The organism is Rhodococcus sp. IEGM 1351, from assembly GCF_030056875.1.
GTDB lineage: Bacteria > Actinomycetota > Actinomycetes > Mycobacteriales > Mycobacteriaceae > Rhodococcus_F > Rhodococcus_F opacus.
Genome location: NZ_JASHKU010000003.1, coordinates 190,221 through 213,711, shown reverse-complemented (window position 1 = coordinate 213,711; position 23,491 = coordinate 190,221). Strand labels below are relative to the sequence as shown.

General features: G+C 66.4%; 28 protein-coding genes and 1 pseudogene. 18 read left to right on the top strand and 11 right to left on the bottom strand.

Going from position 1 to position 23,491, the window contains the following annotated elements; translation table 11 throughout:
* Positions 1-335 precede the first annotated feature (335 nt).
* From QM806_RS07005 to QM806_RS06985, 5 genes are all read left to right on the top strand, one after another.
* Positions 336-1,100 (top strand): transporter substrate-binding domain-containing protein, encoded by a 765-nt coding sequence (locus tag QM806_RS07005; RefSeq protein ID WP_407719903.1) that lies wholly within the window; start codon positions 336-338, stop codon positions 1,098-1,100.
* A gap of 422 nt (positions 1,101-1,522) precedes the next feature.
* Positions 1,523-1,957: a pyridoxamine 5'-phosphate oxidase family protein gene (locus QM806_RS07000; RefSeq protein WP_210461442.1), complete on the top strand. Its 435-nt coding sequence runs from the start codon at positions 1,523-1,525 to the stop codon at positions 1,955-1,957.
* 692 nt (positions 1,958-2,649) lie between these two features.
* On the top strand, positions 2,650-3,588 hold the full coding sequence (locus QM806_RS06995; protein WP_283290867.1) for an ABC transporter ATP-binding protein: 939 nt from the start codon (positions 2,650-2,652) through the stop codon (positions 3,586-3,588).
* Positions 3,585-4,385: an ABC transporter permease subunit gene (locus QM806_RS06990; RefSeq protein WP_242323307.1), complete on the top strand. Its 801-nt coding sequence runs from the start codon at positions 3,585-3,587 to the stop codon at positions 4,383-4,385. The genes QM806_RS06995 and QM806_RS06990 overlap by 4 nt, the downstream gene beginning before the upstream one ends.
* A gap of 400 nt (positions 4,386-4,785) precedes the next feature.
* On the top strand, positions 4,786-5,097 hold the full coding sequence (locus QM806_RS06985; protein ID WP_205627385.1) for a hypothetical protein: 312 nt from the start codon (positions 4,786-4,788) through the stop codon (positions 5,095-5,097).
* On the opposite strand, the gene QM806_RS06980 is transcribed toward QM806_RS06985, so the two are convergent.
* The 7 genes from QM806_RS06980 to QM806_RS06950 form a co-directional block, all read right to left on the bottom strand.
* Positions 5,084-5,305 (bottom strand): hypothetical protein, encoded by a 222-nt coding sequence (locus tag QM806_RS06980; protein WP_283290863.1) that lies wholly within the window; start codon positions 5,303-5,305, stop codon positions 5,084-5,086. The genes QM806_RS06985 and QM806_RS06980 overlap by 14 nt on opposite strands.
* Positions 5,306-5,420: 115 nt before the next feature.
* Positions 5,421-5,714, bottom strand: coding sequence for a hypothetical protein (locus QM806_RS06975; protein WP_005565139.1), 294 nt, complete (start codon positions 5,712-5,714; stop codon positions 5,421-5,423).
* Positions 5,715-5,718: 4 nt separating this feature from the next.
* Positions 5,719-5,943 (bottom strand): DUF3263 domain-containing protein, encoded by a 225-nt coding sequence (locus QM806_RS06970; RefSeq protein WP_005264209.1) that lies wholly within the window; start codon positions 5,941-5,943, stop codon positions 5,719-5,721.
* A 199-nt stretch (positions 5,944-6,142) separates the two neighbouring features.
* Positions 6,143-7,048, bottom strand: coding sequence for an alpha/beta fold hydrolase (locus tag QM806_RS06965; protein WP_054247782.1), 906 nt, complete (start codon positions 7,046-7,048; stop codon positions 6,143-6,145).
* Between the two features lie 174 nt (positions 7,049-7,222).
* On the bottom strand, positions 7,223-7,804 hold the full coding sequence (locus tag QM806_RS06960; protein ID WP_265147094.1) for an SOUL family heme-binding protein: 582 nt from the start codon (positions 7,802-7,804) through the stop codon (positions 7,223-7,225).
* A 49-nt stretch (positions 7,805-7,853) separates the two neighbouring features.
* Entirely contained in the window at positions 7,854-9,536 is a 1,683-nt protein-coding gene (locus QM806_RS06955; protein WP_054247780.1) for a long-chain-fatty-acid--CoA ligase, read from the bottom strand.
* A gap of 244 nt (positions 9,537-9,780) precedes the next feature.
* Complete coding sequence (locus tag QM806_RS06950; protein WP_005565134.1) at positions 9,781-10,008, bottom strand: hypothetical protein; 228 nt, start codon at positions 10,006-10,008, stop codon at positions 9,781-9,783.
* A gap of 3 nt (positions 10,009-10,011) precedes the next feature.
* Between QM806_RS06950 and QM806_RS06945 the strand changes: the two genes are divergently transcribed.
* Positions 10,012-10,698: a maleylpyruvate isomerase family mycothiol-dependent enzyme gene (locus QM806_RS06945; protein ID WP_502943843.1), complete on the top strand. Its 687-nt coding sequence runs from the start codon at positions 10,012-10,014 to the stop codon at positions 10,696-10,698.
* Between the two features lie 187 nt (positions 10,699-10,885).
* Here QM806_RS06945 and QM806_RS06940 read toward each other — a convergent pair whose 3' ends face one another.
* The 3 genes from QM806_RS06940 to QM806_RS06930 all read right to left on the bottom strand — a co-directional run bounded on the left by QM806_RS06940 (position 10,886) and on the right by QM806_RS06930 (position 12,289).
* A complete protein-coding gene (locus QM806_RS06940; RefSeq protein ID WP_081315274.1) occupies positions 10,886-11,269 on the bottom strand; it encodes a WhiB family transcriptional regulator in 384 nt (127 codons plus the stop codon).
* A 90-nt stretch (positions 11,270-11,359) separates the two neighbouring features.
* Complete coding sequence (locus QM806_RS06935; RefSeq protein WP_005565129.1) at positions 11,360-11,590, bottom strand: DUF3263 domain-containing protein; 231 nt, start codon at positions 11,588-11,590, stop codon at positions 11,360-11,362.
* Positions 11,591-11,737: 147 nt separating this feature from the next.
* Complete coding sequence (locus QM806_RS06930; RefSeq protein ID WP_245371755.1) at positions 11,738-12,289, bottom strand: STAS domain-containing protein; 552 nt, start codon at positions 12,287-12,289, stop codon at positions 11,738-11,740.
* Between the two features lie 678 nt (positions 12,290-12,967).
* Here QM806_RS06930 and QM806_RS06920 point away from each other — a divergent pair.
* The 8 genes and pseudogenes from QM806_RS06920 (at position 12,968) to QM806_RS06885 (ending at position 18,636) form a co-directional block, all read left to right on the top strand.
* Positions 12,968-13,787: pseudogene (locus tag QM806_RS06920) on the top strand (TspO/MBR family protein).
* A gap of 443 nt (positions 13,788-14,230) precedes the next feature.
* Complete coding sequence (locus QM806_RS06915) at positions 14,231-14,677, top strand: nitroreductase family deazaflavin-dependent oxidoreductase (RefSeq protein ID WP_241769712.1); 447 nt, start codon at positions 14,231-14,233, stop codon at positions 14,675-14,677.
* Between the two features lie 403 nt (positions 14,678-15,080).
* A complete protein-coding gene (locus tag QM806_RS06910) occupies positions 15,081-15,440 on the top strand; it encodes a GAF domain-containing protein (protein WP_283290855.1) in 360 nt (119 codons plus the stop codon).
* The gene (locus tag QM806_RS06905; RefSeq protein WP_005264248.1) at positions 15,440-15,565 is read left to right on the top strand and encodes an ANTAR domain-containing protein; all 126 of its coding nucleotides are present in this window, start codon (positions 15,440-15,442) and stop codon (positions 15,563-15,565) included. Before QM806_RS06910 ends, QM806_RS06905 begins: the two co-directional genes overlap by 1 nt.
* A gap of 501 nt (positions 15,566-16,066) precedes the next feature.
* Entirely contained in the window at positions 16,067-16,267 is a 201-nt protein-coding gene (locus tag QM806_RS06900) for a hypothetical protein (protein WP_155772959.1), read from the top strand.
* Between the two features lie 208 nt (positions 16,268-16,475).
* Positions 16,476-16,796, top strand: a complete 321-nt coding sequence (locus tag QM806_RS06895; protein ID WP_231137833.1) for a hypothetical protein — start codon at positions 16,476-16,478, stop codon at positions 16,794-16,796.
* 188 nt (positions 16,797-16,984) lie between these two features.
* Entirely contained in the window at positions 16,985-18,025 is a 1,041-nt protein-coding gene (locus QM806_RS06890; protein ID WP_005565115.1) for an NAD(P)-dependent alcohol dehydrogenase, read from the top strand.
* Between the two features lie 164 nt (positions 18,026-18,189).
* Positions 18,190-18,636, top strand: coding sequence for an SRPBCC family protein (locus tag QM806_RS06885; protein ID WP_005565113.1), 447 nt, complete (start codon positions 18,190-18,192; stop codon positions 18,634-18,636).
* Here QM806_RS06885 and QM806_RS41620 read toward each other — a convergent pair.
* Entirely contained in the window at positions 18,560-18,898 is a 339-nt protein-coding gene (locus tag QM806_RS41620) for an ATP-binding protein (protein ID WP_502943842.1), read from the bottom strand. The two genes, QM806_RS06885 and QM806_RS41620, sit on opposite strands and share 77 nt — an antisense overlap.
* Before the next feature lie 216 nt (positions 18,899-19,114).
* Here QM806_RS41620 and QM806_RS41340 point away from each other — a divergent pair, with 216 nt between their 5' ends.
* From QM806_RS41340 to QM806_RS06865, 4 genes are all read left to right on the top strand, one after another.
* Complete coding sequence (locus QM806_RS41340; protein ID WP_005264255.1) at positions 19,115-19,270, top strand: hypothetical protein; 156 nt, start codon at positions 19,115-19,117, stop codon at positions 19,268-19,270.
* A 669-nt stretch (positions 19,271-19,939) separates the two neighbouring features.
* On the top strand, positions 19,940-20,905 hold the full coding sequence (locus QM806_RS06875; protein ID WP_005565109.1) for a thiamine pyrophosphate-dependent dehydrogenase E1 component subunit alpha: 966 nt from the start codon (positions 19,940-19,942) through the stop codon (positions 20,903-20,905).
* Between the two features lie 14 nt (positions 20,906-20,919).
* Positions 20,920-21,951 (top strand): alpha-ketoacid dehydrogenase subunit beta, encoded by a 1,032-nt coding sequence (locus QM806_RS06870; RefSeq protein ID WP_005243580.1) that lies wholly within the window; start codon positions 20,920-20,922, stop codon positions 21,949-21,951.
* A 2-nt stretch (positions 21,952-21,953) separates the two neighbouring features.
* Complete coding sequence (locus QM806_RS06865; protein ID WP_005264257.1) at positions 21,954-23,489, top strand: dihydrolipoamide acetyltransferase family protein; 1,536 nt, start codon at positions 21,954-21,956, stop codon at positions 23,487-23,489.
* The last annotated feature ends 2 nt before the right edge of the window (positions 23,490-23,491 follow it).

Genomic DNA, 23,491 nt, shown 5'->3' with positions numbered 1-23,491 from the left:
CCGCAGGTGCAGGTGGTCTCGAGCTCACGCTCTCGACCGAACGAGCACCGGCCGATGACACGGTTCGACGACGAACTCGCAATACCGAGCTTTCCTGTGTCGGGGTTCGCTCCCCGGCTGCTTCGCCACGGCAGTCCGTCGCTGCGCTCCTGGCGGTCTCGTTGTGTGCGGCGTGTGGGGTACCCGAGGTTCTTCCACCGCCCCCTACCGGTGACTATTCCCAATTCCACCTGCCCGATGGTGCCCAAGTGTTACCGCCCCCGAGCGTCGTTCCACCTGTCCCACAGGATCCCTCCACCTGCGACGCACTGTCGAGCCTGCGACCCGATCCCTGATTGCGACCGGAGACGGCGCCACCCGGCACCGCGCTGGCCACCATCGCCGCACGCGGCCGGCTGATCGCCGGAACCGACCAGAACACGAACTTGCTCAGCTTCCGGGATCCCGCCACAGGCACCCTGCAGGGGTTCGATATCGACCTGGCAAGGGAAATCGCCCGCGACCTCTTCGGAGACCCGGCGAACGTCGAGTTCCGACTGCTGACCTCTACCGGGCGCTTCGAGGCGTTGGAAAACAACGAAGTCGACCTCGTAGTCCATGCCACCTCCATCACATGCGAACGCGCCGCACGCGTCGGATTCTCCACCGTGTACTTCGAGGCGTTCCAGCGCCTGCTCGTACCGAAGGGATCCGGCATCTCCTCGCCGGCGGACCTGGCCGGGAAACGGGTCTGCACCTTCATCGACACCACCTCCCTCGCCACCGTCCAGCGCGTCGCACCCACCGCCACGGTCGTCGCGGTCCCCGACTGGGACGATTGCCTGACCACCCTGCAGCACGGCCGATGCGGCCAGCACCGACAACTCCATCCTCGCCGGCCTCGCAGCTCAGGATCCCCACCTCGAGCTCGTCGGCCCGAACCTGGAACTCGAGCCGTACGGTGTCGTCACAAACAAGAGCAACGACGACCTGGTGCGCGTCGTGAACGCAACACTCGGAACGAGTGCGTACCGCACGGAACATGGATGAGGATGTACGACAAATGGTTACGCCTGGTAGGGCCGACCGGCGGCCCACCAGCGCCGAGCTATCGGGACTGACACGGTGACCGGGTGCGAAGGTCATCGGTATGTCGCCACTCGCCTGGATCTGATCCCGCGGACCTGGATGTGATCCCGCAGGTGACGGTCGCCGATCGGATCCTCGGAGACCTGCACCGCGGAGACCGGGTCCGGCGCTCCACTGGCAAGGAGCCGGACCCAGGACGACCACGGGCGCACGGTGACAGCGGGATTCGCACGGACTCGAGGCGCAGGGCGCCATACCGAAGACGAGATCGACTGAGCTCACTTCGCTGACTGTGACCCCCGCGCGCGACCACGTCGATCTCCGCATTCTTCACCCATTCGATCCGACCGAGGTAGACGTCGGTCAACGCATTGCGGGCGGATCTCCGGCGGGGGTGAGGCATCAGCTTGCCCAACATTCTGACAATGACAGTCTTCGGGTGCCATCATCAGACATGGGCTATGACACGGATGAATCAGCCGAGCAACCGATCACCGAACTGGACTCGGAGACGAGCTGGCAGTTGCTCAGCTCGGGCGCCTTGGGGCGGCTTGCCTTGAGCGTGTCCGGGCGGGTCGACATCTTTCCCGTCAACTACGTCGTCCACGAAGGCAAGGTGTACTTCCGAACCGCTGAGGGATCCAAGCTCGTCGAGCTAACCATCCACCGGGACGTCGCCTTCGAGGTGGACGAAATAGCCGAGAAATCGGGCTGGAGCGTCATCGTCCACGGCACCGCGCGTCGCCTCCAAAAGCTCAGTGAGGTCGCCGCAGCCGACGAGTTGCCTTTGCGGTCATGGCTGGCCACCCCCAAGTTCAATTACGTCGAGATCACACCCACCGAAATCACCGGTCGCCGCCTCGTCTTCAGCGACGAACCGGACCGCTGAACCGCCCTAACTGCCTCGGCTCTCCTCCGCGCTGCCACCCCAAACAACCCTGCAGTGACGTGCGGTACCAAGTACGTGGCCGAGACGTAGCGGGAAGAGGGTACGGCGCCAGGCTTCTGCATGAGGCGCCGGAGAGTTGGGATGGGATCGGACCGCGTTCCCTGTTGGAGAAGTACGTACCTTGTGAGGCAGGACGCCATGGACCCCGATCGCCGCCGCCCCGCCCTTCAAGGGCTCGGACGGACCCTCACGACCGGCGAGTGCATGCCGCTGCTGCGGTCGGTTCCCTCGGCCTGAGCCTGCTACTAGCCGGTGCCCGCCGCACCTCCCGACGCGGCCGCCTCGCCCGCCACGAAACCGACGTCGTAAGCCAGGACCGCGACCATCTCGCCGAACAACAACGCGGGAACGTCAACGCCGATTCCAACCCCACCGACAGACGTGACTGGCGGCACCCATTCGGCCACCGATCAGACTGCACCGCAACCAGCTCCACCCCCTGCCGCCAAACCGAGGGCGCGGTTGTGGAAACTCCGGTACCCGGTGGTGAACAGTGTGCTCGGGTTCTCTGACGGGCTGATGTATTCGCTGTTGTACGAGTGCAAGCTCGGGCCGGTAACGTAGTTTCTCGTGAACGGGCTCCCTGCCACGCTCGATGCCGATCATCGGTGTCTCGTGACGGCGCCCAGACCGTGAAAACTGCGAAGCCGCACGTTCGGCACCCTCCTCAGCAGGCCGCGGTCGACAGCGTCATCGAAATGCATGGATTGTCGAAACGCTTCGGTGGTCTTATCGCCGTCGACGCGCTCGACCTCGACGTCCATCGGGGTGAGGTCTTCGGGTATCTCGGCCCCAACGGGTCGGGGAAGAGCACGACGATCCGCATGCTGTTCGACTTCATCCGGCCGTCCACCGGAACCTACACCGTCCTCGGTGGCAGCGGCGCCGACCCGGCCATTCGCCGCCGGCTCGGCTACATCCCCGGCGAGCTCCAGTTCGACCCCAGATACACGACGGCAGACCTGATCGCGTTCTACGGCCGCCTTCGCGGTGGAGTCGACACGACCTACGTCGACGAGCTTCTCGAACGCTTCGACCTCGATCCAGTGCGCCCGATCGGACAACTCTCCACGGGCAACCGCCGCAAGACCGCAATCGTGCAGGCGTTCATGCATCGTCCGGAGCTGTTGATCCTGGACGAACCCACGGCGGGTCTCGACCCATTGCTGCAACACGAGTTCCACCAGCTGATCGGCGACGTCAAACGCGACGGCACGACGGTGTTCCTGTCCTCACACGTCCTGCCCGAGGTGGAAGCGCTCGCTGACCGGGTCGGGATCTTGAGGAAGGGCCGGCTCGTCACGGTGGCGGCCATCGACCAGCTCCAGCGCCAAGCCCGCCAGCACATCGACCTGTACGTTGCCCGCGAAGCAAGCGCCGAGCCGTTCGAGAGCCTTCCGGGCGTCCTCAGCGCTACATCGTCCGGTACGGTGATCAGGCTCGTCATCGAGGGGAACGTCGACGCCGTCCTCAAGCAGGCCGCGACGCTGCCGGTGCGACGGATCGTCACCCACGAGACCGATCTCGAGGACGCCTTCCTCAGCTTGTACCGGGACGAGCCGAGCCCGTGAGGGTCCTTGGGCGTTACCTCGAGGACCGGCGCCGCTCAATGGTGTGGTGGTCGGGCGGCGTGGCTGCCTACGTGGCGGTCAACAACGCGTTCTACCCGACGATCAAGAACGTGACGGGCATCGAGAACCTCGTCAAGGACCTTCCGGATACGTTCAAGACCCTGATCGGCTCGAGCGACCAGATCCTCATCACCTCGCCCGCGGGGTACCTGCAGGGACGTTTGTTCGGCCTCATCCTGCCCGTCCTGCTGTTGATCTTCGCCGTGGGAGCGGGCGCGTACGCGATCGGCGGCAGCGAGGAGGACGGCACCCTCGAACTGCTCTTGTCCAACCCGGTGACCCGTGGACGCGTCCTGATCGAGCGATTCGTCGCAGTGGTCGCGCTGTCGCTCGGCCTTGGGATCGTCACCACCGCGAGCCTCCTCGCGTTCTCCCCGCCGTTCGGCTTGCTCGAGGGCGTATCGATCCCCGGGCTCGTCGCGGCGGTGTTCGCGGCGACCGCATTCGGGCTGATGCACGGTGCGATCGCGTTTGCTGCGGGCGCCTGGACGGGCCGACGGTCGGTGGCGATCGCCACGGCCGCAACCGTGGCGGTGATGGGAAATCTCCTCAACGCCGTCGCGGCATCGAGCGAGAGCTTGCACATCTTGCGCTTCGCTTCGCCCTGGCACTGGTACGGGGGCCGCAACATGCTCGCGCAGGGAATCGCGCTCGAGCCGTTCCTCGCTCCGATTGCCGTTTTCGTGGTCTGCGCGGCGGTGGCCCTGTGGAGCTTTCGACGGCGGGACCTGCACTGACCCACCGCACGTGGGGTGACGTCGAACCGGTGTACCGGACTCATGCCGTATCCGCGAGCAGCGTGGCAGTTTCAGCAGTTCCCTGCACGGACCCCAGAGGAGCTAGTCGTTGGTGCAGACTTCATCCGAATGGGAGGCGCAATAGTCATGTGCACAACGCGATCATCTACTTGCTGAAGCCCATTCGCGATATCTGGGCGCAGCCGTGCAGTGCGCGGACGGCGGTGGCGGCAGCGAGGACGCCCGCTGTGGCCTGGCGGCGGATTCCCTCCAGCCACGAATCCAGGCCACCCCTCCGGTGGTGATTGCCATGAGCGTCGTCGATGCTCCCGTCCTACCCTGAGTTGAGGCCGCCCGGGTAATGGTCGGCGGTGCCGTCGTCGACCGCTGAAGGAGTCCCGTGTCCGGTGACACAGATCCGGAACTCACTCCCGCCCCGCGTGGTCGGATCACCCACATGCTCAGCGCCCGCCCGTTGCTGCTCCTCGCGTTCGCGTTCGCGGTCATGGCGGACCCCGTATCCTCCGTGGCGTACGCCATCGAGGCTGCACTGCGAGCCCTGGGCGGTGATCTCGCTCTGCTGATCCCGCCCATGGGAGCAGTCGTTGCCATCATCGCGGTGGTGAGCGTGAACTACCAGCAGCTGATTGCCCGTTACCCGCAGGGCGGCGGCGGCCATCGGCGAGGCCTTCGGCGGGCTATGTGTGGGTGAGAACGACCGCAAGGAACAACAGACCGTTCACGATGCCGGTGATGCCGGCCGTGATCCCGGCGGCAACGTCGACGGGCATGCGATGGGGTGTTCTTCTACCTGTCCGGTAGGCGGTGATCCCGGCCGTCACCGCACCCACACCCACGATCACACCGATGCCGTACGCCCAGAACAGGGCGACAGACAACACCCCGCAGAGAAATGACACCTGCCCGTATCGGTGCTCCCGTGCCTGGTCGCCGGTCCCACGGCTGTGACCGGCTCCTCTCATGATTACCCGCAAACCCCACCGCTGACTTCCCTTGTTGCCGCCTCGCTCCGGGTCACAGGTTGGGCAAGACCGCGGCGAGGAACAACACACCGGCCGTGATTCCGGCCAGCCCGGCCAGAACGCCGAGGACCGCCTCCACGGGAATCGGTTCCTGCGTAGCGCGGGCGCGATCTCGGGCAACAGCTGCTACGACGAGAGCGCCCAGACCCAGCAGCACACCCACTCCGAAGGCCCAGAACGCCACGACCGAGAGGGCACCGAACATCACCGCCAGATCACCGGCAGCGTTTTCCCGTGCCGACCCTGCCGGCACGGGGTGCTTGCGTGATTCGGGAGCGACCATCATGGGTCTATTCATCGAGCCACAGTCGTCGCCGGCACACCCGCAGCATCGCCGAGGCTTCGGACGGGGTGAGGGTCTCGGGTGGGTCGGTTTCGAGAAGGTCCTCGAGCCGCCGGAAGAACGTGGCCGGGGGTAGCCCGAACTCGGTTTCGATGTCGTCGGCGGGGCCGCCTCCGAGGCGATACCAGCGGCGCTCGAAATCGACCAATTCCGCAGTGTCTGTCTCGGGCATCGGTGTCACCTTCCCATCCGGTCCGGCCGGTAGGTCAGATCGCATTCTGGGCGGCCGTGCCGGGAGTACTTCCGAAGTGATGTCCTCGGGTGGATGACCCCTCGGGAACACCACTGACCGTATGACGATTGTGCGGCTCGGTTGTAGGGTCCGAAGACCTCACCCGCGAACACCACGGCTTGCCCGACCGGCACCGGCGTCAGGCGGCGCTGCCGTCGGCCACGGCAGCCGGGAACGCGCCGGCGACCGGCTGATCGAACGCGGCGGGAAGTGGCTGGTGGATGACGTTGGTGATGAGCTCGCCGAAGGCGTGCGGGTCGTCCATCAGCCAGGCGTGCCCGCCCGGCATGGTGATCGTGTGCGGATCCCCCAGTGCGGCCTGCAGTGACAGGGACGTGGATTCGGGGATGATCGTGTCCCGCTTGCTCCACACCACGAAGATCGGAAGTCGACGTTCGGCGAGAGCGGCGAGTTCCGGGGCAAGGTTCGCGGTGCGGGCGAGGTGGGCGACCTCCCACACCGCGCCCGGGTTGCGCAGCACGTTGGGCACCGCGTCGCGCAAAACGACCGGCAGGACACGAGTCAGTTGCCGGCCGGGCAGCAGATCGGCCGGCAGGTGCAGACCCCAGTCCCACAGCGGACGATCACGCAGTGCGCGCACCACCCCGCGGCCGTCGGTCCACGCGGAACCGCCGATGGAATTGACCAGCACCAAACGTTCGGCCAGATCGGGCAATCGGTGGGCCGTGGTGATCGCGACGCCCCCACCGAACGAATGACCGACGACGGTCACGGGCCGGGGCAGGCCAATGGTGTCGGCGAACTGCCCCACCCAGTGGGCGTACCCGGGAAGAGTTCTCTGCGCCTCCGGCAGACGGGCGGTGCCTCCGAAACCGGGGAGTGCCGGGACATACACACGCATACCCATTCCGATCAGCTGCTCGAGCGGGCGGGTGTAGGCCGCTCCACTGAGCCCCCAACCGTGCAGGAACAGCACCCGCGGCCCGAAGCCGCCGACCCCGTACCGGGCGATCCGGCCGTCGATGCGCACCGACCGCCACCGCAGACCGGAGCACGGTCGCTGCGACCCAACGTTCGTGTTCATACCTTCCATCACACGACGATCGCGCGGATGCGCCCAGGGCCGCCGGGCCTTCACTTGGTTACCAAGGTCCCTTTTCTACCCGGTGTGCTCGAGGCGGTGCCTGCACGCTGCCCTGCAAGCGGCCGCGAAGGTCGTCATCGTTGTCGGCAAGGCTGTCGCCACCTCGCCCTCGGATCAGCGCGCCGCTACCCGGACCACCACCTCGTTGCGACGGAGGAATGGGATGGTCCACGGCGGATCGTAGAACCAGGCGACGGGTTCACCGTTCGGGACCCACGCGGTGTCATCCAACGCGCGCAGCAGTTCAGCGGTGCGCGCAGCGACCGCCCCGGGGCCGCGGTCGCCTGTGAAACGCAGCGCCGCGACCGCCTCACCGGGGACCTCCACCAGTTCCACGTTCTGGTCCTTGGGAATGGGCAAAGCTTCCATCGTCCATTTCGACGGCATGTAGAACCGGACGACCCACGAGTCGCCCGGACCGCCGACCTGGGATACCGGCGAGGTCATCGCGATCTTCGACTTACTCACGTTGGCGCCGAAGATGTATCCGGCCAGGCGCCGGAACCCTGCGTTACGGGCACTCTCCTCGTCTCCGGGCACCGTGGTCTCGGCAGCGACACGCGGACCGTACCGGCGGATCTCGAGGCCTCGAATCTTCTCCTGGACGTCGTAGCGAGGCTCTTCGGTGCCGCTGCGAATTCCTACCAGCGACCCAAAACCCTTCGCCACATCGGTCGCGATCGTCACCAACCCCATCTCGGCCTCCTTGTCGGATTGCTACGCCGTGAACTCTTACGGGACACCTCTAGGTCTTCATCAACGACTCGCGCACCACGCGACGCAGAACCTTGCCAATCTGGGAACGCGGTAGATCTTCGACCACCACCACCTTCCGAGGCACCTTGTATGCCGTCAGATGGGTTCGGCAATGCTCCCGCGCCGCCTCGGCGTCGAACTCGCTTTCCGATGCAACCACCGCCGCGACCACTTCTTCACTGCCGCTCGGTGTCGGCAGGCCCACAACGGCGACGTCGGTCACTCCGGGGAACAGTCGCAGCGCCTCTTCCACCTCGGACGGCATGACGTTGAATCCACCGGTGATGATCAGTTCCTTGATGCGATCCACAACCGTGACGAAGCCGCCAGGATCAACTTGGACAATGTCGCCGGTTCGGAACCAGCCGCCTTCGAGCAGCGCTTCCCGCGTCTTTTCGGGTTTGTTCCAGTACCCGGTGAACACTTGAGGCCCTCGAATCAGCAGCTCGCCGCGTTCCCCTGGCTCCACATCATCGATGGGATTGTCGGGATGCACGACCCGAATCTCGGTGCTGGGAAAAGGAACTCCGACGGCACCTGGGCGACGCGCGAGCCCGATCGGATTTCCGAGCGCGACCGGAGACGTCTCGGTGAGCCCGTAGCCCTCGACGAGCAACCCACCGGTGACCGTTTCCCACAGTTCGAGTGTCGCTGCCGGCAACGGCATCGCCCCGGAGATCGCGTAACGAGCCGACGTCAGGTCCACACCTCGCTCCTGTGCGGCACGCGCGAGTCGCTCGTATATCGGTGGCACCGCGGGGAGAAATGTCGGCGGATGTCTCTTCGCTGCGGCCAACACCAGGTCGACGTCGAACTTCGGAAACAGCACCAGGCGTGCGCCGATACTCATCGCGAACGTCAGACACAGCGTGAGCCCGTAGGCGTGAAACATTGGGAGAACGGCGTATACAACCTCCTCGCCGTCCACAAGTCCTGGAACCCACGCGCGTCCCTGCTGGGCGTTGGCGGCGAGGTTCCGGTGACTGAGCATGGCGCCCTTCGGGGTGCCTGTGGTGCCGCTCGTGTATTGCACCGCCGCCAGATCACCGACGGTGGGTCGGGGATAAGCCGGATCGATTCGCCCCTTGGTCAGCAGCTGCTTCCACGGAACCGCTGCCGGCGCCGGAGCGGTCAACTCGTTCCGAAGCTTCCGCGCCCTCGCGATGGGCAACGCCAGGCCGATCCGTTTGGTCAGGGGCATCGATTGCGTAATGTTCACCGCAACGACGTGCTGGAGGGCCGTCTCGCCGGAGAACTCGCGGAGCATCGTGCACACTTTGTCCCAGGCGATTGCGACCTTTGCACCGTGGTCCGCAAGTTGGTGCGCCATCTCCCGAGAGGTGTAGAGCGGATTGTGCTCGACCACCACACCGCCGATCCGCAGCACGGCGTAGAACGCGACAACGTGTTCGGGGCAGTTCGGCATGATCAGAGCCACCCGGTCACCGTGGCTGACGCCGAGGCGCCGCAGTCCCTCGGCCGCACGTTGTACGCGGTCATCGAGCTCGGTATAGGTGAGTTCCGCTGCGAAGAACTCGAGCGCCGGTCTGGGCCCGAACCTTGCCACCGAGGCGTCGAACATGTCGACCAGTGACGTCTCCGGGATTTCGATGTCCGCTGGAACGCCTTCTGCGTAGCTGCTGAGCCACACCCGTTCGACACTCTTTCTCATACGGACCACCTGACCCTGTCGCACCTCGTCGCCCTAGGACTGCCGCGCAGTGCTCCGCGCGGTCGGCTAATGGCATCCCGACCCCGTCGGGTCGGCGTCATCGCTGGGCTTGCCGCCGAACCTACGACCGTCCGACACGTACTTCTAGAGGCGTTGGACCCCGGCAGGTGGCGACGTCGATGATGATCTGTCTGAGGCCGCGCGACGGATACAACCTCTGCACCGCGCCTGCGGCCAGTCCGGGTCAGTTGACCGACCATCCCGGTGCGTGCCCGAGACCCTGCCATTCCCGCTGCCACTGCGAACGGTGGTGTTTGTCGAGCAGCCAATGGACCCCGAGTAGGAGCAGGCCGCAGCCGACCGTTCCGAGCATCAGGAACCCGAGTGCCGCGCCGATGGCCCCGAGTGCGTTGTCGGTGGCGGTGTTCGGGGCGGCCATGTAGTTGCCGTCTTTGTCGACCCAGACGGTCACCGTCTGTCCGGCCCACGCCCCGGTACCTCGCTGACTCCCGAACAGTGGTCGAGTCAAACCGATTGCCCCGCATGGGATGTGCGACAGCTTGCGTGCCACGTCCTCGGCATGGCGGCGTATGCATCGTCGATCCGCGAGGGCCGCCGGCAACAGAGGCTCGCGCACAAGGCCCTCGCAACCCACGGCGGAGGTGAGTTCATCGATCAACTCACCGACCTCCAGGTCCGAGAGCGCGCCGCGCTGACCCCAGCGCAGATCACCAAGCAATTCCACGCCATCGGCCGCGGCGCAGCGAAGGGACGCAGGCGCACACCCGCGATCATTCGCCGACACCGAATGCCCGAACCGCAGACGATCGGAGGAATCAGCGAATGGTGGTCCATCGGGTTCGTCACCGACGTGATCCTCACCCGCGATGTCTGGATGCATCGTGTGGATCTCAGCCGGGCCATCGGCCGACCGCTGCGCCTGTCCGCCGACCACGACGGCGAACTGATAGCCGACATGGCACGCGAGTGGGCGGGGCGCCACGGACAACCGTTCCGGCTGCACCTCACCGGTCCCGTCGGGGGTGCGTGGTCGTCGGGCACCGACGGCGAAACCCTCGAGGTCGACGCCCTCGAGTTCTGCCGCATCCTCTCCGGGCGGGAACCCGGAAACGGGCTGCTCGCAACCCCGGTGCCCTTCTAGGGCTGCGCCACACGAGATCGTGATCACCTCGGATACCACACCGAATTGGACACGACATCAGCGTTCTCAACGATCAACTCGCCTCGAGGCTCACGTCGTAGTCCTCGTCGGTGAGAAACCATGGGTCAACGCGCGGCAACCTGATGGTGGAAGCCGCCCTCGGCGTGAGGGCGGACGTCGTCGATTGTCAGAGTAGGCGCTCGGCGCTGGTCCGTGCATCTCGTCGCCGACGCCGGTGTGTGCGCCGTCTGCGGTCGGCCTCGGACATCCCACCCCACGTTCCGTACGGTTCGGCAACGGCCAGGGCGTACTCGCGGCATTCGATGAGCACCCGACAGTCCTGGCAGACGCGTTTGGCGTGCGCTTCGCGCCGCGCCCGGTCGCGGCCGCGCTCCCCCTCCGGGGAGAAGAACAACGACGACTCGACGTTCCGGCACGACCCCAGGATGCGCCAATCTCCGTAATCACGGTCGGTGGACAGCCCGGTCCGCAGCGAATTTTCACGGCGGGAAGCCGACGCAGTGCTCGGCGCACGAGCGGGTACAGAAGTCATGGGATCGGTGTCACTCATCTCAGTTTCGGATTTTGCGCGGCGAACGTGCCACGTGTAGTGACATCGGTTGGACAACAACATGAAGCACCGTGCGCCCTGTTCGGCGGATCAGGTGCCCAGCCAGAGCCGTCGACGGGCGACGGTGGTCATTCGCTCGACCAGCACCGGCCGCAGGGGTGCCAGCGCAGCGACGTCGAGGTATGCGACCAGTGTCCGGAAGAACGCCGCGGTGTCCATCCCGAAATCGGCCATGATGACCTCGGCCGGTCCGCCGCCGTGGGCGCACCACCGCAATTCGAAGGCCACCATTCGGCTCAGCTCCGTCATGTCCGTGGCCATCTGCGCCCCTGGTGGTTCGGTGCACCGGTTGCCGCACAACGGGTCCGGACCCTGGGCTGACGCGAACTCGGTTGCCGAGGCCGAGGTGGTGGGTAATCCATCGGGTGGCCAACCGGGCAGTAGCCACAGTGCATCGGCACGGCGCTGTCATCGGGCAACGCTCTGCCCTCCGGGGCAACCGGGACCCACGGCGAGGACTGTGTGAGAGCAGTTCGATGGACCAAGGATCGGAAATATCGGATCCTCGCTGCCGGCGGAGGTCTGGGGTGAGCGGGCGGCGTGGAATGCGTTGGCGACGGTGTCGAAGCAGGGCACCGCTGCACCGATGCCGATCCGGTCCAGGATCGAGCGCACATCGGCGGATGCGGCCAAAGTCAGGCGGCACCGCTGCGCCGACAGATCGGTGGCGGTGCGGTGCAATGCTGCCAACCCGGGGCACCCGAGAAAAGGAACATGTAGCAGGTCGACGACGACACTGTGACCGGTCAGCACCGATTCGCCGAGACAGGCCGACAGCACCGGCACGGTGCCGGCGTCCACGTTCCCGGCCACCCGGATCACGACCGGGCCGCCGGGGGGTTCGTCGATGTCGATGCGGAATTCGGTGGCCGCGGCAGCGATGGTGTTCGACCGCCAGGTGTCCGCTGACCAGGACTTCACCTGTGCCGGAGAGTCGACAACGGAATGGAAAAAGGTCATGAGGTTCCTCCGGGGTGGGACCGACCCGAAAAACCCAAAAAAGAAAAGGCCGAGAATCGTAGCCGGGAACGGACACTGTCTGCCGGGCTGTGAACTCAACCTCTGCCCTCAACGATAACGCGCATTTCCCAGGAAGCAACCCGCACCCGGATTCGGGCGATACCGCACAAACCCCGCCGCCGCGGCCGCGAATCCGCGGCGGTGTCGCGTGGGCGCTACCAGACGAAACGCACACCAGGTAGGGGCAAGGTATACCGTTGAGCAACTCCTATCCCCGTCCCCGCCGGCTCGAACGCCAGAGCGCCGCACAGCGGACACCAGCTGCCGACTCTGGCCACCGATGACTCGGCGGATCCGCACTCATCACGGTGTCGGCCCCGTACGGGGGATCGACATCGAGCTATGAAAACACGCGTCCATCGCACCGTTCGACGTCGCGGCCGAGCGGTGGTTCCCTGCGGCGGCCAGGTTCGCCGTCACGGTCACGACCGCCAGCGGCTCGCTTCCCCGGCCGCCCCGGCACACGACGCGATTCGGACACTCAGATACGACACGATCGCCGCACGACCCTAGAAGCGCCGCAGCACTTCTCGCCCATCACTAGGCTCGACACGATAGCGCTCAGAACGCCTGAGACAGGGCGTTGACGACGGATCTTCCTACCGGAAAGGGGTGGCCATGAGCAGATCGATCGAACAGCCCGGTCACGACGGCACCCGGGTGCTCGTCGTGATCATCTCCGCGGCAGTGGCGATCGTAGGCTCCTTCATCGGCTCGGGGGCGCTGTTGGGAACCCCGATCGCCCAGGTCGCCGACGGCGCCCTCGCCGCGGACGCCACCGCCGTCGCCCCCGGCGGGCCCGCCTTCTCGATCTGGACACTGATCTATCTGGGATTCATCGCGCACGCGATCTGGCAGGCCCTACCCGCCCACCGCGCCGACGTTCGACAACGGCGCCTCGGGTGGTGGCTCGCCGCCTCGATGATCCTGAACGCGGCATGGATAACCTGCGTCCAATTCGAACAGCTCTGGCTCAGTGTCCTGGTCATCATCGCTCTCCTCGCCGTGCTGACGGTCGTCTTCGGGGGTCCTGACCACCGAGAGGCCCTCCAGCCGCGTCGAGGCGGTCGTCGTCGACGCCACCGCATACGTCTACCTCGGCTGGGTGTGCGTCGCCGTGGTCGCCAACATCGCCGCAACACTGGCTGCCGCCGACATCGATCCGTTCGGACTCGGACCCGACACCTGGGCCGTACTCGTCCTCACCACCGTCGCCCTGGTCGCCATCCTCCTCGCCGTCGCCGGCCACGGACGCGTCACCGTCACAGCCGCGATCGTGTGGGGCCTTGCCTGGATAGTGGTGGCCCGAACCACCGGCGACGGCCTCAACTCGCGGCCGGCCGCCATCGCTGCGGCCGTCGCCGCCACCGTAGCCGTACTCGCCACCGCAATCGCTCGCGTACCTCGGCAGCAACCGACAACCCGAACACTCAAATGACCATGTAATCAATTTCGCGCCCACCACGCACACCGATGGAACATGTCGCCTCTACTGGTCAAACGCTAGGTTTGCTCAGGGAGCGCCTCCATAGTCAGCCGGTGTGCGAGGTGATGACCGGCAGGCTCAGTACCCTGCCCTCCCCCGGTGCTCACTGACGCTGGCAGCATCAGCGCCGCCTGCAAACATCAACTCGACTCCCGCCTTCCTCGAGCAGTACAAATACTTCATCGCCGGTGTGAGCACCCCGCCGCGGCTGCTCAAACAATTCGACCAGATCCGGGCCGACCTCGGCGGCGTAGGGATTGCGGTGCGGTCCATAGCGCAGCAGAGTGGGAATGGCATGGCCGGTGCATACGGACGTGATGGGCGATGGCGGCGTGCTCCACGTACCGCGGCTCGCCGGGCCCCTCCGGTTCGAGGCCGAAAGATGGGTGAGCACGATGGTGAGTGAGCAAACGAAGGCCCGGATTCAGCACGATCTCGACGCCCGGTTCGGCCGGTTCGGGGTGTGGCTCTATCGCGTGACGAGGGGCCGCATCGTGCGGCCGTGGGGGCGACGAGTCCTGGTGCTGACGACCCGGGGCCGGCGCACCGGGCTGGCTCGGTCCGTTCTGCTCCAGTACTTCCCCGACGGCGCCGACCGCATCGTCGTGGCCGCTAACAGTGGCCGCCCGACACATCCTGCCTGGTACCACAACCTGACGGCGACTCCCGCGGCGACGGTCGAGGTCGACGGGCACCGCCTGCTCGTGCGCGCCGTCGAGCTCACCGATGCGGAGGCGAAGCAGTGGTGGCCGAGGGTGGTGGCGATCGCTCCGTCCTACGCCCGGATCCCCGAGCGGACCACCCGACGCATCCCGTTGATCCGACTCGTTGCCGCGAACTGACCGGCGATGGCCCGGGTTCGCGGCGCGCAGGTCCGGGCGCCTGCGGTAGTAGGGGGTCGATGGCTGCGATCCGATCGGTTTCCGGTCCCGGTGTTGAGGTAAGACCACCTGCTCGGATTCGCTGGGCAGTCCGGTGAGGGCGGAAACGGTCGGTAGCTCCAGGGCACCCGCACCTCGTTCATCGCGACGCGGTTCCCGGCGCGTTGGATGAGTTGCGGTCGGCGGCGGCCGCCGAGGAACCCATCGAGACGGTGCTGGGCCGGCTCACCAAGACCGCGCGGGATGTGTTGCCCGACGCCGACGCGGTGAGCGGTGACCCGGATCGACGCTCCGACTCACGCACCGTCGTCGCCACCGATGACCGGGCGGTGCGGACCGACCAGCAGCAGTATGCGGCGGATCGGTGCGTGTCTGGACGCCGCTCGCACCCGGGAAGCGGTCCGGGCCGTCGGCGGGGACCACGCCGCGCAGTGGCCGGAGTTCGCCTGCGGCCGCCGCGGGGGCCGGAATCGGTGCGTGCCTGTCGGTCCCGTTGGTCGTCGACAGCACGGTACCGGGCGAGTTGGTCGGCTCGTTCAACGTCTACAGTGACCGGGGCGAGGCATTCGATCCGTTCGACGAGAAGTTGATGCGGTTGCCGACCACCGCGGCGGCGGCCGCGATCAGCAACGCCCGCCGCTGGCAGGCGGCCGGTGAGACGATCGCACAACTCGAGGTCGTGTTGGGGTCCCGGGCGGAGATCGACCAGGCCAAGGTGTGCTGATGGCGGAGCACCGCGTCACCGCGGAGGAGGCGTTCCAGCATCTGGTGCAGGTCTCGCAACGCACGAACACCACACTGTCCGAGGTGGCCCGGAATCTGATGGCATCGATCACCCAGGACCGCTGACCCCCGCATCAAAACGAGTGTCCCGCATGCGAGGAGACGCCTTGGTGTGACCTCTGATGCGGGTTGTCAAGACGGGGCTGGTGCGGCGGTGTGGGTTGCCGGCGGGCGGCGAACTGTCGGACGTAGTCCTGATCGGCAGGGCCGGTGCGGGCGGGCAGCAGCAGCGGCCGAGTCTGGTTGAGCCGCTGACCGTGATCGCCGGTCCCCTCGCCGACCACACCGAAGCCGTTCTGCGGGAAGCGCTCGGCCACGTCCTCACGCCCACGCCCGAACGGGCACGATCACCCTCACCGTCACGGTCGACGATGTCCTCACCCTCGACGTCACCGACGACGAAGCCGAGTCGCCTTCCTGGCTGCGGCGACGCCGGACACGGACCGAAGGGTTCGACGGGGCGTGTTGGTGACGTTGTCCTCTACGCGCGCACCGGGACCAGCGAAAGACTGGACACAGCCCCGGATAGGCTGCAGCCTGCAGCGCCACGGAGGGAAGAGGGAACCGATGTTCTCGCCGTCTTCTCTGCGACCCGCCCGACTCGACGACAGTCCCGCGTTACCGGGTTACATGGCACCGCGATTCGCGTTCGGTGCCGCGACGGCGGCGACCGTGCCCACCGCAATGGTCACCGGGTCCGCGCTCATCGCCGCGGCCGCCGGACTCCTCGTCCTCCTCGCCGTCGCCGTTGCCTCGATACTGATCTGACACCGCCGGTCGAAAAGCCCGCCGAGACAGCGGCCGAAGTGCGCCGGGTGCGGTGCTCGTCCGCACCCTTCCTCCCGGCTCACACCGGGGTGTCGACGTGCGCATACATCGCGCGCAGTCGAGTGAACGGGCGGCAGCGCCACCGGGGACCCGGCGGCCGGTCCGATTGTCCTGTGTGTGCATGAGTGAGGAAGTCACAATGGGCCGCATGGCGGCAGAACCGAAGATGCTGCGGGTCGAGCTGGAAGAGGTCGGGGCGCGGCACTGGTGGGCTGCGCTGTTGGCGACCCTGGCCTCGCAATCGGGGAACGCGTACATGCGGTTCGTCGGTGTCGTCGACGGCCGGCCTCGGTATGTCAGTTCCACCTTCCCGGTTCCCCGCACGTGGGGCACCGTCCCGCCGCAGGAAGCGTGGGCGCCGGGGATGACGGCGTCCCTGGCGGAGCTGCGCCGCACCATCGAGGATGATGGTTGGCATGAGGTTGGCCGCGGACAGCAATCCTGGTCACTGACCTATCAGCGTCGCTGACACGAGACACGCTGGCCCACATCACAATCGAGATGCAGACAGTCCGGGTCGGTGAGGAATAGGTGCCTCGCACACGACAACAGAAGTCACCGGAGCGTCCTCGTCTTCTGCCGTTGTGCTGCCCGGACGTGTTTCAGGCGCGCATGCTCGGAGGGAACACGTCGATTCACGCGACCGGAGGAGCATGCATGAGGGCGATCCAGTATCGAACCATCGGCCGTGAGCCCGAGCTCGTCGACATCCCCACTCCCGAGCCGGGGCCCGGGCAGGTGCTGCTTCAGGTCACCGCTGCCGGGGTCTGTCACTCCGATGCATTCCTGATGGGGCTGCCGCGTGAGCAGTACACGTTCGGTCTGCCGCTGACCCTCGGGCACGAAGGCGCCGGCCGCGTCGCCGCGGTCGGGGCCGGTGTGGACGACGGTCTGCTCGGAGTCAATGCCCTGGTCTACGGGCCCTGGGGGTGCGGGCAATGCTGGCACTGCGCGCAGGGCATGGAGAACTACTGTTCCCGGGCCGCGGATCTCGGTATCGTCCCGCCCGGGCTCGGTGCCCCCGGGGCGATCGCCGAGTACATGATCGTCGATTCGCCGCGGCATCTCGTCCCGATCGGAGAACTCGACCCGGTGACAACGGTTCCGTTGACCGACGCCGGACTCACCCCGTATCACGCGATCACACGATCGCTGGGCAAGCTGCGGGCCGGCTCCAGCGCCGTGGTCATCGGGGCCGGCGGTCTCGGCCACGTCGCCATCCAACTTCTGCGGCATCTGTCGCCGGCACGGGTGATCGCCCTCGATGTCAGCGAGGACAAACTCGAGCTGGCCCGGTCAGTGGGTGCGCACGAGGTGCTGCGCAGCGATGCCGGCGCCGCAGAGGGGGTGCGCAGGTTCACCGGACCGGCCGGGGCGGCGCTGGTACTGGATTTCGTGGGGATGCAGCCGACATTGGATCTGTCGATGGCCGTCGCCGGGGTCGGTTCCGACGTCGCGATCGTCGGCTTGGGTGACGGGCAGGCGGCTGCCCAGGTCGGATTCTTCCGCGGCGCCTACGAGACCAATGTCGCCGTTCCCTATTGGGGTGCCCGGCACGAGTTGATCGAACTCGTCGAACTGGCTCGTCAGGGTGTGCTCGATATTGCGGTGGAGCGGTTCGACCTCGACGACGGGGTGGAGGCGTACCGGCGGCTGCTGGCCGGAACGTTACGCGGACGTGCGGTCATCGTGCCGTGAATATGTCGGAGTGCGACACCGGAAGGCCCGCAGTGGTGGGCCTGCTCACTTCTCCTGTTCCGGTGGGTCGGGGTCGGCAGGCACACCCTCCTCGTGCGCGCCGCCGAGCTCACCGTGGAGGCGAAGCAGTGTTGGTCCGACTCGTCCCCGCGGTCTGACCGGCGATGGTCCGGGTCCGCGGCAGCCTCGACATCGCTCGACCGGTCGAGGAGGTTTTCGACTTCGTGGCCGATCAGCGCAACGAGGTGCGCTACAACCCAGCCATGACCGACTCGATCAAGATCACCGACGGGCCGATCGGGGTGGGGACACGGTTCCACGCAACCATTCTTCGCCGAGGCAAACCACTCGCGGTGATCGTCGAGTACACCGGGTTCGACCGCCCTCACCTGCTGGCGTCCCGCAGCGTCATGAAGGGTGCGGTCGTTACCGGACAGGTGCGATGCGAACCCGTTGCGGGCGGCACCCGGCTTCAATGGGAGTGGGAGATCACGGTGCCGGGCCTCGCGCGCCTCGCCGGACCCGTCGTCGGATTCATCGGTCGGCGGCAGGAACGCGCCATCTGGACGGGCCTGAAGCGCGTCCTCGAAGCCGGGACCGACACCGTCTGATTAGCCCGCCCCTGACACGTCGGGCAGGGGTGCGGTCCAGGTCAGGCGGGTTCCGCCGGTGGTGCGGGTGGTGTGGGTGCAGGTGCCGCCTGCCTGTTCGGCGCGGGCAGTGAGGTTGTGCGGGCCGCTGCGCGTGACGGCCGGGGCGATGCCGGCCGTCGTCGGTGACGCAGATGGTGAGGTCGTCGCCGACGGAGACGGTGACATCGACGTGGTGGGCGTGGGCGTGGTGGACGACGTTGCTCAGTGCTTCCCGCAGCACTGCTTCGGCATGGTCGGCCAGTGGGCTGGTGACCACGCTCAGCGGTCCGGTCAGGCGCACCGAGGTGCGCAATCCGCTCTCACCGGTTTGTTCGGTGACGATCGCGGTCAATGCCGGGCGCAGCGCGAACCCGTCGTCCTCCCCGCCGTGCAGGTCGAAGATGGCGGTGCGGACATCGGTAAAGTCCAGTCCGTGCGCGAACAGTCGTTGGATGACGTGGTCGTCATCCACGCGCACGATCACACCGCGGAGTCGAGCTTCGGACTCGGCATCCTCTACCAACAGGAACTGCAGATCGGCGACGAGCAGGCCGAACACCTGAACGGTCAGTGGCAGGCGGCGCTGAAAGCGGCACGCCCCCTCTGGCGCTGACCGGGCCGATCACCGCAAACACAAGAGGTTCCTACCGCAAGATGGGTTCACCGACACGGGCACAACGGCTTTCCCCGCGGCACGCGGCATAGCCTCACGTTCCACCAGGAATCTTGGACCGGCCTCCAACTCAGAATTCTATCGAGTCAGGCGGCGAATCATCTACGCCCCCTTAGGTGTACCGTGGCCGACCGGGTCGATTCGGGCCTGCTGGCTGATCGGGGTCGGGGTCTGCGCTATCGAGACCGTCTCCCAGATCCACTTCTCTAAACGGAAGAGGTGGTCACCTCGAGAAGATCGGCGAGCTCGAACACCCGCTCCTCCGGTGACGCTTCCCGGAGTTCCCTCGCTTCCTCCACGACCTTGGTGTGGAGCGCCGTCAGGTAGTCCGAGTCTGTCGACCAGGCGGTGCCAGTGGGGTCTGTCGCCGTTGGCGGTGATCACGTCAGGAATGTTGTCACTGACGAGCTTTCGATGACCCTCGACCGCGTCGTTGTTTCACATCCCTCGATCGAACCATTGCAATCGGCTGCAACGTTTATTGCGCACGTCATATCTCCCTACATTCATGACCCGGGTTACACGAGGCACCAACCGTTCCGACGCCGCAGCGCGATCGGAGGCGGGCCCCGACGTAGCCGGCGACAACGGAGAAACCAAGGGAGTGCAATGGCGCTGAACAAGAACTCGCTACTGAGCGCGTATCGGAGGATGTCCGAGATCCGCGCGTTCGAAGACCGTCTCCACGAAGAGAACGCCACCGGCGACATCCCGGGCTTCATTCACCTGTACTCCGGGCAGGAAGCCATTGCCGTCGGCGTGTGCGAGAACCTGCAGGACACCGATTACATCGGGTCCACCCACCGCGGGCACGGGCACTGCATCGCCAAGGGGTGCGACCTCCACGGGATGATGGCGGAGATCTTCGGCAAGGACGACGGCCTCTGCCACGGCAAGGGCGGTTCCATGCACATCGCCGACCTGTCCGTGGGCATGCTGGGCGCGAACGCCATCGTCGGCGGGGCACCCTCCCTGGCCATCGGTGCGGCGCTCAGCGCGAAGACACTGCGAAACGGCGGCGTCGCGGCCTCGTTCACCGGCGACGGTGGCTCCAACCAGGGAACGGTCTTCGAGGCCATGAACATGGCTGTCGTACTCGACCTTCCCATCATCTTCGTCACCGAGAACAACGGATTCGGCGAGGCCACCGGACGGGACTACGCCGTCGGCGCACCCAGCATCGCCTCCCGCGCGGCATCCTTCGGCATGCCCGCCGTCACCGTCGACGGAACCGACTTCTTCGCCGTGTACGAGGCGACCCGTGAGGCCGTCGAGCGTGCCCGGATGGGAGGCGGGCCCACCTCGATCGAGGCGATCGCGTACCGCTGGCACGGGCACTTCGAAGGTGACGCGCAGCTGTACCGCACCGCGGATCAGGTCGCGGAACTGCGCAAGACGAAAGACCCGCTGCTGAATTTCCGCAACCACCCGGACAGCAGGAAGGTGTCGGCGAAGGAACTCGACGCGATCGATTCCGACGCACGAGCCCGCGTGGACGACGCCGTCGCGAAGGCGCGGCAAGCCGAATACCCGCCGTTGGAGAACCTTCTGACCGACGTCTACGTGTCGTACTGAGAGTGAGAACAGAGATGACAACGTCGAAGACGACGTACCGCGAAGCAATCAAGGCCGCGCTCGCCCAGGAGATGGAACGCGATGCGACGGTAGTGCAGATCGGTGAGGATCTGCGTGGTGGTCAGGCGGGGACCAATCCGGAACTCGAGTCCGGGAAGCTCGAGGCGTTCGGTGGTGTGCTGGGTGTGACCAAGGGCTTGTGGACCGAATTCGGTTCCGACCGGGTCATCGACACCCCGATCACCGAGTCCGCGATCATCGGCATGGCGGCCGGCGCGGCGTTGACCGGGCTCCGTCCGGTCGCCGAACTGATGTTCATGGACTTCTTCGGGGTCTGCTACGACGCCCTGTACAACCAGGCCGCGAAATTCCGCTACATGTTCGGCGGGAAGGCCCGCACCCCACTCGTGGTGCGCGGCATGATCGGCGCCGGATTCTCGGCGGCTGCGCAGCATTCGCAGTCCCCGTACAACGTGTTCGCCGCGGTGCCCGGCCTCAAGGTGGTGGCCCCGTCCAACGCGTACGACGCCAAAGGCCTTCTCATCCAATCCATTCGCGATGACGACCCGGTGGTGTTCTGCGAGCACAAGACGCTGTACGACCTCAAGGGCGAGGTGCCCGACGAGCCGTACACCATCCCGTTCGGCGTAGCCAACTACACCCGGGAAGGCACGGACGTCACGATCATCGCGCTCTCGGCCATGGTGAATGCCGCCAACACGGCCGCCGACAAACTTGCCACCGAGGGCATCTCCGTCGAAGTGGTCGACCCGCGGACCGTCTCACCCCTCGACGAGGAGGGCATCCTCGAATCCGTCGCGTCCACCGGGCGGGTGGTGATCGTCGACGAGTCCGCGGCACGATGCGGATTCGGCCACGACGTCGCAGCGCTGATCGCCACCAAGGCGTTCGGTTCGCTGAAGGCACCGATCGAACTGGTCACCCCACCGCACACCCCGGTGCCGTTCTCCCCCGTGCTCGAACAGGCATGGCTTCCCAACGCGGCACGCATCGAGGCCGCGGTACGCAAGGTGGTGACCGCCTGACCATGAGTGACATCAAACTGATCGAAGTTCCCAAATGGGGCCTGTCCATGGACGAGGGCACCGTCACCGAGTGGTTGATCGACGAAGGAACCCCCTTCTCGAAGGGCGATCTGATCTGCGAGATCGAGACCAGCAAGATCACCAACGAGTTGGAGGCGCCGTTCGACGGAGCGCTTCGTCGCATCGTCGCCAGGCCGGGTGCCACGTTGCCGGTGGGTGCGGTTCTGGCCGTGTCGGCTGACGCGGCCGTTTCCGACGCCGAGATCGAGGAATTCCTGACCGGCATCGGAGCGGATTCCGTCCCCGCATCCGAGCCCGAGCGGTCGCCGGGCGGACAACCCACCCCCGCGGAACCGCGCGTGACACCCACCCCGTCGGCGCCGGCGGCACAGGAGTCGGCGAGGACTCCCGGCACAACCGCCGTCCCGGATTCGCTACGGGGACAGACGAAGGGTGACGTGTTCGCGACACCACACTCCCGCCGACTGGCAGACGAATTGTCGATCGACCTGGGCCGTGTGGCCGGGACCGGTCGCGAAGGCCGGATCTCCGTCGCGGATGTCCACGACGCGATTCGCTCGGCAGGTGGAACCGTCGCGGAGGCACCGTCTCCGACCCGATCGGGTGTGCCCGGACGCACCTCCGAGGACGACAGCGGAATCGATGCGACGCCGGTGGCGCGTCGACTGGCGAAATCCCTCGGCATCAATCTGCACGATTGCCGGGCCACCGGTTCGCGGGGACGCGTCTGCGAGGCAGATGTCCGGGAAGCCGAACGGACGTTCCGGCTCGTTCCCGATCCGGTGGCGGCGTCCACGGGCGGCGCGGACACCTCGCAGCACACGGCACCCGAGTTCGAGACGATCCCGTTCAACTCGATGCGCAAGGCGATCGGTCAGCGTCTGCAGGAATCGAAGCGCAACGCCCCGCACTTCCGGCTCACCGTGGACCTCGAGATCGACAATCTCCTCGCGCTCCGCAAGGAGATCAACGCGACCGTGCCCTCGGTCAAGCTGTCGGTCAACGACTTCGTCGTCAAGGCCTGCGCGGCGGCGCTGCGCAAGGTCCCCGATGTCAACGTCCAGTTCGACGAAGCAGCACAGTCGGTGCTGAGATTCTCCACCGCCGACATCTCGGTGGCCGTCGCCCTGCCGTCGGGTCTGATCACGCCCATCGTTCGCGGGGCGGAGAGCAAGAGCCTCGCCGAGATCTCCGGTGAGGTCCACGCACTGGTGACGAAGGCCAAGACCGGCAAGCTGACGCCTGCGGAGTTCCAGGGCGGCACGTTCACCATCTCGAACCTCGGGATGTTCGGGGTGCGCGAATTCGACGCGATCATCAACCCACCACAGGGCGCCATCCTCGCCGTCGGAGCCGGACAGCACCGTCCCGTCGTCGTCGACGGTCAGGTCGTGCCTCGCACGGTGCTCACCGTCACCTTGTCCTGCGACCACCGGGTAATTGACGGCGCCCTCGGCGCCACGTTCCTGCAGGAACTGCGGCGCTTCGTCGAGTCACCCGCATTGATGCTGGTCTAGGG